The organism is Streptomyces sp. NBC_00028 (assembly GCF_045041065.1).
Lineage (GTDB): Bacteria > Actinomycetota > Actinomycetes > Streptomycetales > Streptomycetaceae > Streptomyces.
In genome coordinates, this window is record NZ_CP108293.1 from 3,030,325 (window position 1) to 3,043,753 (window position 13,429).

The following is a 13,429-nucleotide window of genomic DNA, read 5'->3' on the forward strand; positions in this document are numbered from 1 at the left end:
TGCCCGGACCTTCACAAGAAGCTTGCCCAGTGTTTCACCCTGGCTGAACCCGGCCATAACAGTTCGGCAGCTTCGCACATCGTCCGCACACCCTCCGGACGGAAACACTGGTGACCGGCATCCGCATGGACGGGGAAGGTAAGTAACCTTGCATGCGGCTGTCCAGCCGCGCCGGTCCGTCCGGCCTGGGCGGTGGCACGAGCACGAGCGGGCATCGGAGGGGCGGCCGCACAACATGACCACCGGACTGATCCCCGGGGGACCTCCCCCGGACCGCCGGCCGACGGACGGCCTGCCGCAACAGCGGCACGAGCCGGTCGGCCACGGAGCCCTGCACGTCGACAACCGGACGAGGAGTTCAGTGATCACCGCTCGCGCGGCCGCCAGCTTCGAGCCCGTCGGGCGATCGGTCGCGAGCGCCCGCTCCTTCGTCCGCGACACACTCCAGGGCTGGGGCTTCGCCGACATCATCGACGACGCGGTGGTCCTCACCAGCGAACTGGTGACGAACGCCGTGGTGCACGCGGGCACCGCAGCGGACGTCCTGTGTCTCCGCAGCGACGACGGTGTACGGATCGAGGTCGCCGACCGCTATCCCGAACGTGAGATCCCCCTCCAGGGCCACCCCGCCACCATGGGCAGCCCCGACCGCGAGGGCGGTCGCGGCCTCCAGCTGTGCGCGGCCCTGGCCGGCCGCTGGGGCGTCGACTACACGCCCACGCACAAGCAGGTCTGGTTCCAGCTCGACCTCCCCGAGCGCGCTGTGGGCACCCGCGCCGCCGGCCCGTCCCTCCCCGCGAACCTCCTGCCGCTGGCCGACGGCCGCGTCCGCGTAGCCGTCATCCAGATCGACCGTACGGCGGCCATCTCGGCCTGGAACGAGGACGCCGAGGAACTCTTCGGCTACCCGGCCGAACAGGTCACCGGCAAGCCCCTGACCGACCTCGCGGCCTGGCCGCACACCCCGGGCACCAGCACCGGCATCGCCGAGGCCCTCCAACTCTCGCGCTGGGAAGGCAGTTACGGCATCCGCGGCGCCAACGGCCGCGTCACGCCCGTGTACGCCTCCCATCTCCGCGTCCGTGACACCGGCGGCGAGCCCTCCACGGTCTGCCTCCTCGTCCGCGACCACGAACGCGCGGTCCTGCAGACCCCGTTGCGCATCCCGGCCTCCGACACCTCGTCCGGCTCCGACGGCCAGAGCACCGACCCCTTCGAGGTCTTCATCGGCTCCCCGGCCCCGGATGACCTCGACGGCCTCCTCCAGCGCACGGTGGAACGCGCCCGCGACATGCTCGACGCCGACTCGGCGTTCCTGCTCCTCGCGACCGACGACGAGACCGAGCTGGAGGTCCGCGCCTCCACCGGCCTCCCGTCCGCCCGCCAGCGCTTCGCGCGCGTGCCCGTCGAAGCCGGCCCCGGTCGCTACGGCTCGGCCCGCATGCCGGCCGTCCACGACGACCTGTCGGCCGTCCCGGGCGCGGTGCCCCTGCTGAGCGGCACGGGCATGCGCTCGGTCGTCACCGTCCCCCTGAAGGTCGAGGGCCGCCTCACCGGCTCCCTCGGTGTAGCCGCCGAGGCCCCCAGCAGATACTCGAACGAAGAGGCCCTGCGCCTCCAATTCGCCGCCGACCGCATCGCGTTGGCGGTGGAATCGGCCCGCCTGGGCGAACTCGAACGCCTGCGCCGAGGCTCCCTGAGCTTCCTGGTCGAGGCCTCCGACCTCCTGGCGGGCACCCTGGACCGCGACCAGACCCTGGCCCTGATGGCCCAGATGACGGTCCCGACCCTCGCCACCTGGTGCGCGGTCTACACGATCGCCGACCAGGCCTCGGACCCCTACCTGTCGTACGTCCTGCACGAGGACGAGGAACTCATCGACGGCATCAAGTCGTTGCTCTCCAAGATCGCCCCGCCCGACCCGGTCCCCACCCCGGGCGCCCGCGTCTGGTCGGCCCCCGCCGAGGCCGCCCACCAGGCGGCCCTGCGCACCTCCATGCGCAGCCTGGGCCTGGGCGAGCCCATCGGCCGCATCAGCGCGGGCATCGGCCCCACCCTCGCCACCGCCTCCGCGGTGGGCGGCGAAACCGTGGTCCTCCCCCTGGTCGCCCGCAACCGTGTCATCGGCATGCTGACCCTGGGCAAGCCCACCGACGAACACTTCCGCCAGGAAATCCTGGAGCTGGCCGAGGACTTGAGCCGCCGGGCCGCCCTGGCCCTCGACAACGCCCGCCTCTACTCCGAGCGCACGGCCATCAGCCAGTCCCTCCAGCGCAGCCTCCTGCCCCCGGAGCAGCCCGCGATCGAGGGCATCGAGGTAGAGGTCATCTACCGCGCGGCCGGCGAGGGCAACGAGGTCGGCGGTGACTTCTACGACGTCTTCCCCATCCGCGACGGCGTCTACGGCTTCGCCATCGGCGACGTCTGCGGTACGGGTCCGCACGCGGCGGCGGTGACGGGCCTGGCCCGGCATGCCCTGCGCCTGCTCGCCAGGGAGGGCCTGAGCGGCCCGGCGGTCCTGGAGCGCCTCAACTCCGCGATCCTCGACGAGGGCGCCCGCAGCCGCTTCCTGACCCTCCTCTACGGCGAGATGCGCCCCCAGGACGACGGCAGCGCGGAAATGAAGGTCGTCTGCGCCGGCCACCCCCTCCCGCTCCGCCTCCGCCAGGACGGCACGGTCGAACCGGCCGCCGAACCCCAGCCCCTCCTGGGTGTCATCGAGGACCTGGAGCTGTACGAGCAGTCGGTCACCCTGGACCCCGGTGACGTCCTCCTCTGTGTCACCGACGGCGTCACCGAGCGCCGCGAGGGCACCCGCATGCTGGGCGACGACGGCCTCACCGACGTCCTCACCACCTGCACGGGCCTGACGGCCGGCGCCGTCGCGGCCCGCGTCATGCGCGCGGTGGAGCGCTTCGCCTCGGACGCTCCGTCGGACGACATGGCGATCCTGGCGATGCGCGTCCCCGGCCTGCACAACGACTGAGCACCCGGAGAACACGGGGATATGCGAAAGGCCCCCGCCCATAAGGGCGGAGGCCTTTTCTGCTGGAGCCCCCTAACGGAATCGAACCGTTGACCTTCTCCTTACCATGGAGACGCTCTGCCGACTGAGCTAAGGGGGCCTGTCGCTTTTACGAGGTTTCCCTCGCGGCAACGAAATAGATCATACCCCGAACAGACCCGTGCTCCCAACCTCGCTCAGAAGGCGGCCTGAAGCAGCCCGCCCAGCGCATTACAGGCACCCACGACCCGCTGCATGTCCCGCTTGGTGAGCGCTGCATCGACGGGCAGGGCCAGCGTCTCGTCAGCGGCCAACTCGGTCTCCCGCAACGCCACATACCGCCGAAACTCGGGCAGCCGGTGCACAGGCGTCTTCACCGGCACCCGGCACTCAACTCCCCGCCCCCGCAAGGCGCGAGCGAAGGCGTCCCGATCGGGCCGCCCGTTGCCGGGCACCCGCACCACGTACTGCTGATAGGTGTGCCCGTCCCCGCCATCAGGGGTCCACACCCCCTTCAACTTCCCGTCCAGATAGGCGGCACGCTCCCGCCGCTGAGCGACCTCGTCGTACGGAGCCTCGGACTCCCCCTGCTCCAGCACGAGCAGCCCATGCCGCTGCCCCACACCGTGCAGCGCCGGGATGTCGGCCCGCCGCCCGAACCGGTGCACGACAACGACAGCCGCGGTCCGAGGGGTTATGGCCGCCTCCACGGCGGTCACATCGAGGCAGTACGTCAACGGATCTATGTCGGCGAACACCGGAAGCGCACCGGCCAGCACGACCGCCTCGGCCACTTCGACGTTCCCGAAGGCCGGTACGACGACCTCGTCACCGACTCCGACGCCGGCGGCCCTGAGCATTGCAGCAGTACCCATGCTTCGGATGCTGCTTGCGCAACGTGAACTTCAAGTGACGCAGAACAAAAAAGGGTTGGACCCCGAACCGAAGTTCAGGATCCAACCCTTTGAAGAATTGTTCGGCGGCGTCCTACTCTCCCACAGGGTCCCCCCTGCAGTACCATCGGCGCTGTAAGGCTTAGCTTCCGGGTTCGGAATGTAACCGGGCGTTTCCCTCACGCTATGACCACCGAAACACTATGAAACTGTCAAACAATGCCACACCATGCCGTGACCATGGCATGGGGCTGTTCGTGGTTTCAGAACCAACACAGTGGACGCGAGCAACTGAGGACAAGCCCTCGGCCTATTAGTACCGGTCACCTCCACCCATTACTGGGCTTCCAGATCCGGCCTATCAACCCAGTCGTCTACTGGGAGCCTTACCCCATCAAGTGGGTGGGAATACTCATCTCGAAGCAGGCTTCCCGCTTAGATGCTTTCAGCGGTTATCCCTCCCGAACGTAGCCAACCAGCCATGCCCTTGGCAGAACAACTGGCACACCAGAGGTTCGTCCGTCCCGGTCCTCTCGTACTAGGGACAGCCCTTCTCAATATTCCTGCGCGCGCAGCGGATAGGGACCGAACTGTCTCACGACGTTCTAAACCCAGCTCGCGTACCGCTTTAATGGGCGAACAGCCCAACCCTTGGGACCGACTCCAGCCCCAGGATGCGACGAGCCGACATCGAGGTGCCAAACCATCCCGTCGATATGGACTCTTGGGGAAGATCAGCCTGTTATCCCCGGGGTACCTTTTATCCGTTGAGCGACGGCGCTTCCACAAGCCACCGCCGGATCACTAGTCCCGACTTTCGTCCCTGCTCGACCCGTCGGTCTCACAGTCAAGCTCCCTTGTGCACTTACACTCAACACCTGATTGCCAACCAGGCTGAGGGAACCTTTGGGCGCCTCCGTTACTCTTTAGGAGGCAACCGCCCCAGTTAAACTACCCATCAGACACTGTCCCTGATCCGGATCACGGACCCAGGTTAGACATCCAGCACGACCAGACTGGTATTTCAACGACGACTCCACCCATACTGGCGTATGAGCTTCAAAGTCTCCCAGCTATCCTACACAAGCCGAACCGAACACCAATATCAAACTGTAGTAAAGGTCCCGGGGTCTTTCCGTCCTGCTGCGCGAAACGAGCATCTTTACTCGTAGTGCAATTTCACCGGGCCTATGGTTGAGACAGTCGAGAAGTCGTTACGCCATTCGTGCAGGTCGGAACTTACCCGACAAGGAATTTCGCTACCTTAGGATGGTTATAGTTACCACCGCCGTTTACTGGCGCTTAAGTTCTCAGCTTCGCACGCCCGAAAGCGCACTAACCGGTCCCCTTAACGTTCCAGCACCGGGCAGGCGTCAGTCCGTATACATCGCCTTACGGCTTCGCACGGACCTGTGTTTTTAGTAAACAGTCGCTTCTCGCTGGTCTCTGCGGCCACCCCCAGCTCATGGAGTAAATCCAATCACCAGTGATGGCCCCCCTTCTCCCGAAGTTACGGGGGCATTTTGCCGAGTTCCTTAACCATAGTTCACCCGAACGCCTCGGTATTCTCTACCTGACCACCTGAGTCGGTTTAGGGTACGGGCCGCCATGAAACTCGCTAGAGGCTTTTCTCGACAGCATAGGATCATCCACTTCACCACAATCGGCTCGGCATCAGGTCTCAGCCTTAATGAGCGGCGGATTTGCCTACCACTCGGCCTACACCCTTACCCCGGGACAACCACCGCCCGGGATGGACTACCTTCCTGCGTCACCCCATCACTCACCTACTGCAAGTCTGGTCCGGCGGCTCCACCACTCCCCTTTGCCCGAAGGCTCCGGGGCGGCTTCACGGCCTTAGCATCGCCTGGTTCGATGTTTGACGCTTCACAGCGGGTACCGGAATATCAACCGGTTATCCATCGACTACGCCTGTCGGCCTCGCCTTAGGTCCCGACTTACCCTGGGCAGATCAGCTTGACCCAGGAACCCTTAGTCAATCGGCGCACACGTTTCTCACGTGTGAATCGCTACTCATGCCTGCATTCTCACTCGTGAACCGTCCACCACTGCCTTCCGGCGCAGCTTCACCCGGCACACGACGCTCCCCTACCCATCCATACAGGCGTTGGCCCTATTGTATGAATGACACGACTTCGGCGGTACGCTTGAGCCCCGCTACATTGTCGGCGCGGAATCACTAGACCAGTGAGCTATTACGCACTCTTTCAAGGGTGGCTGCTTCTAAGCCAACCTCCTGGTTGTCTGTGCGACTCCACATCCTTTCCCACTTAGCGTACGCTTAGGGGCCTTAGTCGATGCTCTGGGCTGTTTCCCTCTCGACCATGGAGCTTATCCCCCACAGTCTCACTGCCGCGCTCTCACTTACCGGCATTCGGAGTTTGGCTAAGGTCAGTAACCCGGTAGGGCCCATCGCCTATCCAGTGCTCTACCTCCGGCAAGAAACACACGACGCTGCACCTAAATGCATTTCGGGGAGAACCAGCTATCACGGAGTTTGATTGGCCTTTCACCCCTAACCACAGGTCATCCCCCAGGTTTTCAACCCTGGTGGGTTCGGTCCTCCACGAAGTCTTACCTCCGCTTCAACCTGCCCATGGCTAGATCACTCCGCTTCGGGTCTTGAGCGTGCTACTCCACCGCCCTATTCGGACTCGCTTTCGCTACGGCTTCCCCACACGGGTTAACCTCGCAACACACCGCAAACTCGCAGGCTCATTCTTCAAAAGGCACGCAGTCACGAGATATGTGCAAGCACATATCCGACGCTCCCACGGCTTGTAGGCACACGGTTTCAGGTACTATTTCACTCCGCTCCCGCGGTACTTTTCACCATTCCCTCACGGTACTATCCGCTATCGGTCACCAGGGAATATTTAGGCTTAGCGGGTGGTCCCGCCAGATTCACACGGGATTTCTCGGGCCCCGTGCTACTTGGGTGTCTCTCAAACGAGCCGCTGACGTTTCGACTACGGGGGTCTTACCCTCTACGCCGGACCTTTCGCATGTCCTTCGCCTACATCAACGGTTTCTGACTCGTCTCACAGCCTAAGCAGACTGTGAAAGAGAGATCCCACAACCCCGCATGCGCAACCCCTGCCGGGTCTCACACGCATACGGTTTGGCCTCATCCGGTTTCGCTCGCCACTACTCCCGGAATCACGGTTGTTTTCTCTTCCTGCGGGTACTGAGATGTTTCACTTCCCCGCGTTCCCTCCACATACCCTATGTGTTCAGGTATGGGTGACAGCCCATGACGACTGCCGGGTTTCCCCATTCGGAAACCCCCGGATCAAAGCCTGGTTGACGACTCCCCGGGGACTATCGTGGCCTCCCACGTCCTTCATCGGTTCCTGGTGCCAAGGCATCCACCGTGCGCCCTTAAAAACTTGGCCACAGATGCTCGCGTCCACTGTGCAGTTCTCAAACAACGACCAGCCACCCATCACCCCCAACCAAAGGCTGGAGTTCACTGGGGCCGGCATCGAGGGGGTTCATTCCCTCAGACACCCAACAGCGTGCCCGGCCCGGTTCCGTCCGAAGATCATGCTTTCCACGCTCCTAAGAGCAGTACTCGCAGCCTCCGACCCGTGAACCCGGCCGAATAATCAACGTTCCACCCATGAGCAACCACCGCAGAACGTTTGCCTGCGTAGTGGCCTCTGGACAACCTTGCGGCTGCCTAGAAGTGCTCCTTAGAAAGGAGGTGATCCAGCCGCACCTTCCGGTACGGCTACCTTGTTACGACTTCGTCCCAATCGCTGGTCCCACCTTCGACAGCTCCCTCCCACAAGGGGTTGGGCCACCGGCTTCGGGTGTTACCGACTTTCGTGACGTGACGGGCGGTGTGTACAAGGCCCGGGAACGTATTCACCGCAGCAATGCTGATCTGCGATTACTAGCAACTCCGACTTCATGGGGTCGAGTTGCAGACCCCAATCCGAACTGAGACAGGCTTTTTGAGATTCGCTCCACCTCACGGTTTCGCAGCTCATTGTACCTGCCATTGTAGCACGTGTGCAGCCCAAGACATAAGGGGCATGATGACTTGACGTCGTCCCCACCTTCCTCCGAGTTGACCCCGGCGGTCTCCTGTGAGTCCCCATCACCCCGAAGGGCATGCTGGCAACACAGGACAAGGGTTGCGCTCGTTGCGGGACTTAACCCAACATCTCACGACACGAGCTGACGACAGCCATGCACCACCTGTACACCGACCACAAGGGGGGCACTATCTCTAATGCTTTCCGGTGTATGTCAAGCCTTGGTAAGGTTCTTCGCGTTGCGTCGAATTAAGCCACATGCTCCGCTGCTTGTGCGGGCCCCCGTCAATTCCTTTGAGTTTTAGCCTTGCGGCCGTACTCCCCAGGCGGGGAACTTAATGCGTTAGCTGCGGCACCGACGACGTGGAATGTCGCCAACACCTAGTTCCCACCGTTTACGGCGTGGACTACCAGGGTATCTAATCCTGTTCGCTCCCCACGCTTTCGCTCCTCAGCGTCAGTAATGGCCCAGAGATCCGCCTTCGCCACCGGTGTTCCTCCTGATATCTGCGCATTTCACCGCTACACCAGGAATTCCGATCTCCCTACCACACTCTAGCTAGCCCGTATCGAATGCAGACCCGGGGTTAAGCCCCGGGCTTTCACACCCGACGTGACAAGCCGCCTACGAGCTCTTTACGCCCAATAATTCCGGACAACGCTTGCGCCCTACGTATTACCGCGGCTGCTGGCACGTAGTTAGCCGGCGCTTCTTCTGCAGGTACCGTCACTTTCGCTTCTTCCCTGCTGAAAGAGGTTTACAACCCGAAGGCCGTCATCCCTCACGCGGCGTCGCTGCATCAGGCTTTCGCCCATTGTGCAATATTCCCCACTGCTGCCTCCCGTAGGAGTCTGGGCCGTGTCTCAGTCCCAGTGTGGCCGGTCGCCCTCTCAGGCCGGCTACCCGTCGTCGCCTTGGTGAGCCATTACCTCACCAACAAGCTGATAGGCCGCGGGCTCATCCTTCACCGCCGGAGCTTTCAACCACCACAGATGCCTGCGGTAGTGGTATCCGGTATTAGACCCCGTTTCCAGGGCTTGTCCCAGAGTGAAGGGCAGATTGCCCACGTGTTACTCACCCGTTCGCCACTAATCCCCACCGAAGTGGTTCATCGTTCGACTTGCATGTGTTAAGCACGCCGCCAGCGTTCGTCCTGAGCCAGGATCAAACTCTCCGTGAATGTTTACCGGTAATCCGGTGCACACACGAGAGCGGAACCACCGGAGGAATAATCCGATGGTTCACAGCGTCCTCGCTGTGTTATTTCAAAGGAACCTCGCCCCAACCGAATGGCTGGAGACGGGGTATCAACTAATCTGGCGTTGATTTTTGGCACGCTGTTGAGTTCTCAAGGAACGGACGCTTCCTTTGTACTCACCCGAGAGACTCTCTCAGGCTTTCCTCCGGGCTTTTCCCTTCGGTCTTGCGTTTCCGACTCTATCAGACCGTTTCCGGTTCCGATTTCCTCGGTGCTTTCCAGGTTCTCGCTTTCGCGTTTCCCTTTCCGGCGGTTCCGACTTTATCAGAGATTCTGAGTCGGAATTCCCACCCGCTTCGGGAAGCGGTTCCGGCGCACGAAGCGGCCGGGTTCCCGTTGAGGTGGAGCCGTAAACGTACTGGAGCGGGGCGCCTCGATGCAAATCGAGGCGCCCCGCTCCAGGTTCACGCGTACGAGGTCCGACGGACCGTCAGACCTCCACCACCACCGGGAGGATCATCGGCCTGCGGCGATACGTGTCGGAGACCCACTTGCCGAGGGTCCGCCGCACCAGCTGCTGGAGCTGATGGGGCTCGACCACACCGTCCTGGGCCGAACGCTCCAGGACCTCCTTGACCTTCGGGATGACGTCGGCGAACGCCGAGTCCTCGATACCCGAGCCACGGGCGTGGACATGCGGGCCACCCGTGATCTTGCCGCTCGACGAGTCGATGACCACGAAGACCGAGATGATGCCCTCGTCTCCGAGGATCTTGCGGTCCTTCAGGGCCGGCTCGCCCACATCGCCGACCGAGAGGCCGTCGACGTACACATAGCCGGCCTGGACCTTGCCGGAGATCTTGGCCTTGCCCGCGACCAGGTCGACGACGACGCCGTCCTCGGCGATGACGATGCGGTCGTGCGGGACGCCGGTCATGGCGCCCAGCTCGGCGTTGGCCCGCAAATGGCGCCATTCGCCGTGGACCGGCATCAGGTTCTTCGGGCGGCAGATGTTGTAGAAGTACAGCAGTTCGCCGGCCGAGGCATGGCCCGAGACGTGGACCTTGGCGTTGCCCTTGTGGACGACGTTGGCGCCCCAGCGGGTCAGACCGTTGATCACGCGGTAGACCGCGTTCTCGTTGCCGGGGATCAGGGAGGACGCCAGGATCACCGTGTCGCCGGAGACGATGCGGATCTGGTGGTCGCGGTTGGCCATGCGGGACAGGGCCGCCATCGGCTCACCCTGCGAACCCGTACAGACCAGGACGACCTCGCGGTCCGGCAGGTCGTCGAGCGTCTTGACGTCGACCACCAGGCCCGGCGGGACCTTCAGATAGCCCAGGTCCCTCGCGATGCCCATGTTGCGGACCATCGAACGGCCGACGAACGCGACCCTGCGGCCGTACTCGTTGGCCGCGTCGAGGATCTGCTGGATGCGGTGGATGTGGCTGGCGAAGCTGGCCACGATGATCCGCTTGCGGGCGTTCCCGAAGACCTGGTGCAGGACGTTGGAGATGTCCCGCTCGGGCGGGACGAACCCGGGAACCTCGGCGTTCGTCGAGTCGGAGAGAAGGAGGTCGATACCTTCCTCGCTCAGCCGTGCGAACGCGTGTAGATCTGTCAGACGGTTGTCCAGCGGGAGCTGGTCCATCTTGAAGTCGCCGGTGTGGACCACCATGCCGGCGGGGGTGCGGATGGCGACCGCCAGGGCGTCCGGGATGGAGTGGTTGACCGCGACGAACTCACAGTCGAAGGGACCGATGCGCTCGCGGTTCCCCTCCACCACCTCAAGGGTGTACGGACGGATGCGGTGCTCCTGGAGCTTCGCCTCGATCAGCGCGAGGGTCAGCTTGGAGCCGATCAGCGGGATGTCCGGCTTCTCGCGGAGCAGGAACGGGACGGCACCGATGTGGTCCTCGTGGCCGTGCGTGAGCACGATGCCCTCGATGTCGTCGAGCCGGTCCCTGATGGACGAGAAGTCCGGCAGGATCAGGTCGATTCCGGGCTGCTCCTCCTCGGGGAAGAGCACGCCGCAGTCGACGATCAGCAGACGGCCGCCGTACTCGAAGACCGTCATGTTTCGGCCGATCTCGCCGAGACCGCCGAGCGGGGTGACGCGCAGGCCGCCTTCGGGCAGCGGCGGGGGCGGGCCGAGTTCAGGATGCGGATGACTCAAAAGACTCTCCTCACCACGCACGCCACGTACCGGTTGGGCACGTGGCGCGCATGACGTTCGTGCGTGTAGCAGTTGTTGTTGTGGGTTGCAGGCACCGGTGGCCCGCTTATTCAGTTGTGAAGTCTGTTGCGCGCCGGGGGCGCGCGAAGTCTGTTGTCAGAGCTGTACCCCGCCGGCAGCAAGATCGATCTTGAGCTGCTCGATCTCTTCTGGAGTGAGCTCCACCATGGGCGCGCGCAGCGGTCCGGCGGGCAGGCCCTGGAGGGCGAGCGCGGCCTTCGTCGTCATGACGCCCTGGGTGCGGAACATGCCGGTGTAGACAGGGAGCAGCTTCTGGTGGATCTCCGTGGCCTTCTGTACGTCGCCCGAGACGAAGGCCTCCACGAGGGCGCGCAGGTCCGGCGTGACCACATGGCCGACGACCGAGACGAAGCCGACCGCGCCCACGGAGAGCAACGGCAGGTTCAGCATGTCGTCGCCGGAGTACCAGGCGAGGCCGGAGCGGGCGATGGCCCAGCTGGCGCGGCCGAGGTCGCCCTTGGCGTCCTTGTTGGCGACGATGCGCGGGTGCTCGGCGAGCCGGACCAGCGTCTCGGTGTTGATCGGGACGCCGCTGCGACCGGGGATGTCGTAGAGCATGACCGGCAGCTCGGTCGCGTCGGCGATGGCCTTGAAGTGCCGGTACAGGCCCTCCTGCGGGGGCTTGTTGTAGTACGGCGTGACTACCAGGAGGCCGTGCGCGCCGGTCTGTTCGGCGGCCTTGGCCAGCTCCAGGCTGTGGTGGGTGTCGTTGGTGCCGACGCCCGCGATGACGTGGGCGCGGTCGCCGACCGCCTCCAGTACCGCTCGTACGAGGTCCGTTTTCTCCGCGTCGCTGGTGGTGGGGGACTCACCGGTGGTGCCGTTGATGATCAGGCCGTCGTTGCCTGCGTCCACCAGATGGGTAGCGAGCCGCTGCGCGCCGTCGAGGTCGAGTGCGCCGTCCGCCGTGAAGGGCGTGACCATGGCGGTGAGGACCCTCCCGAAGGGGGTCTGCGGAGTGGAGGTCGGAGCCATGGGTAACACGCTACTCGCTGCTCAAGACGTGGTCTGCCCTCGGGGGGCGCGAAAAGTCATGACAAAGATGGAGCCCGGCACTGCCTGCTCGGGGGTTCAAGCAGTGCCGGGTCCGTTTGATCAGGCTAGATGAACTTCTCCAAATGCCGCAATACGGACACCTCGCGCGGCTGATCCGTACATCTGTCCCTGATCGGGGAACGCGGGTGCGTTACGGGGCCACACGGCCGTTCGCATTGAAGGCGGCGTACGTGAGCGGCATGAGCTTGGCCCACTCGGCCTCCATCTTCTCGCCGACCATCTCGATCTCCCGCTGCGGGAAGGACGGAACCTTCGCCAGTTCGTGCTGGGTGCGCAGACCGAGGAAGTGCATCAGCGAGCGGGCGTTGCACGTGGCGTACATAGAGGAGAAGAGGCCGACGGGGAGGACCGCACGGGCGACCTCGCGGGCGACGCCGGCGGCGAGCATCTCCTGGTACGCCTCGTACGCCTGACGGTAGGAGTCCTCCATCGTGCGGGTCACCAGCTCCTGCTGGGCCTCGGTGCCCTCGACGAAGACGTACTTGCCGGGGCGGCCCTCCTGGACGAGCTTGCGGTCCGCGCCGGGGACGTAGAACACCGGCTCCAGCTCCCGGTAGCGGCCCGACTCCTCGTTGTACGACCAGCCCACGCGGTGCCGCATGAACTCGCGGAAGACGAAGATGGGGGCGCTGATGAAGAAGGTCATCGAGTTGTGCTCGAACGGGCTGCCGTGCCGGTCGCGCATCAGGTAGTTGATGAGGCCCTTGGACCGCTCGGGGTCCTTCTTCAGCTCGTCCAGGGACTGCTCGCCGGCGGTCGAGACACGGGCGGCCCACAACACGTCGGAGTCGGCCGCGCTGTGCTTCACCAGCTCGACACTGACATCGCTGCGGAAGCTGGGCTTGAGGTCGTCGACGGGGGTGTCGGTCACGGCTCGGAGGGTCCTTCCATCACTTCGCTCGGGCGGCGCCCACTCTACGGCCCGGCACTGACATCGGGGCGTTCGGTGCCGGGAC

General features: G+C 64.1%; 5 protein-coding genes, 1 tRNA gene and 3 rRNA genes. 1 reads left to right on the forward strand and 8 read right to left on the reverse strand.

The window, feature by feature from the left end:
• Window positions 1-235: 235 nt before the first annotated feature.
• Complete coding sequence (locus OG885_RS13195; RefSeq protein WP_405730596.1) at window positions 236-2,986, forward strand: SpoIIE family protein phosphatase; 2,751 nt, start codon at window positions 236-238, stop codon at window positions 2,984-2,986.
• Window positions 2,987-3,049: 63 nt separating this feature from the next.
• On the opposite strand, the gene OG885_RS13200 is transcribed toward OG885_RS13195, so the two are convergent.
• From OG885_RS13200 to thyX, 8 genes are all read right to left on the reverse strand, one after another.
• Window positions 3,050-3,125 (reverse strand) — tRNA-Thr (locus tag OG885_RS13200).
• Between the two features lie 76 nt (window positions 3,126-3,201).
• The gene (locus OG885_RS13205) at window positions 3,202-3,864 is read right to left on the reverse strand and encodes a DegT/DnrJ/EryC1/StrS family aminotransferase (RefSeq protein ID WP_405742717.1); all 663 of its coding nucleotides are present in this window, start codon (window positions 3,862-3,864) and stop codon (window positions 3,202-3,204) included.
• 114 nt (window positions 3,865-3,978) lie between these two features.
• A 5S ribosomal RNA gene (gene rrf, locus OG885_RS13210) occupies window positions 3,979-4,095 on the reverse strand.
• 95 nt (window positions 4,096-4,190) lie between these two features.
• Window positions 4,191-7,313 (reverse strand): 23S ribosomal RNA (locus OG885_RS13215).
• Between the two features lie 304 nt (window positions 7,314-7,617).
• Window positions 7,618-9,142: ribosomal RNA gene (locus OG885_RS13220) — 16S ribosomal RNA — on the reverse strand.
• Together the 16S, 23S and 5S rRNA genes form the textbook arrangement of a ribosomal RNA operon.
• Window positions 9,143-9,650: 508 nt before the next feature.
• Window positions 9,651-11,336, reverse strand: a complete 1,686-nt coding sequence (locus OG885_RS13225; RefSeq protein WP_399966043.1) for a ribonuclease J — start codon at window positions 11,334-11,336, stop codon at window positions 9,651-9,653.
• Window positions 11,337-11,492: 156 nt separating this feature from the next.
• Complete coding sequence (dapA, locus tag OG885_RS13230; protein ID WP_405730599.1) at window positions 11,493-12,392, reverse strand: 4-hydroxy-tetrahydrodipicolinate synthase; 900 nt, start codon at window positions 12,390-12,392, stop codon at window positions 11,493-11,495.
• 211 nt (window positions 12,393-12,603) lie between these two features.
• Entirely contained in the window at window positions 12,604-13,344 is a 741-nt protein-coding gene (thyX, locus tag OG885_RS13235; protein WP_387783282.1) for an FAD-dependent thymidylate synthase, read from the reverse strand.
• Window positions 13,345-13,429 lie beyond the last annotated feature (85 nt).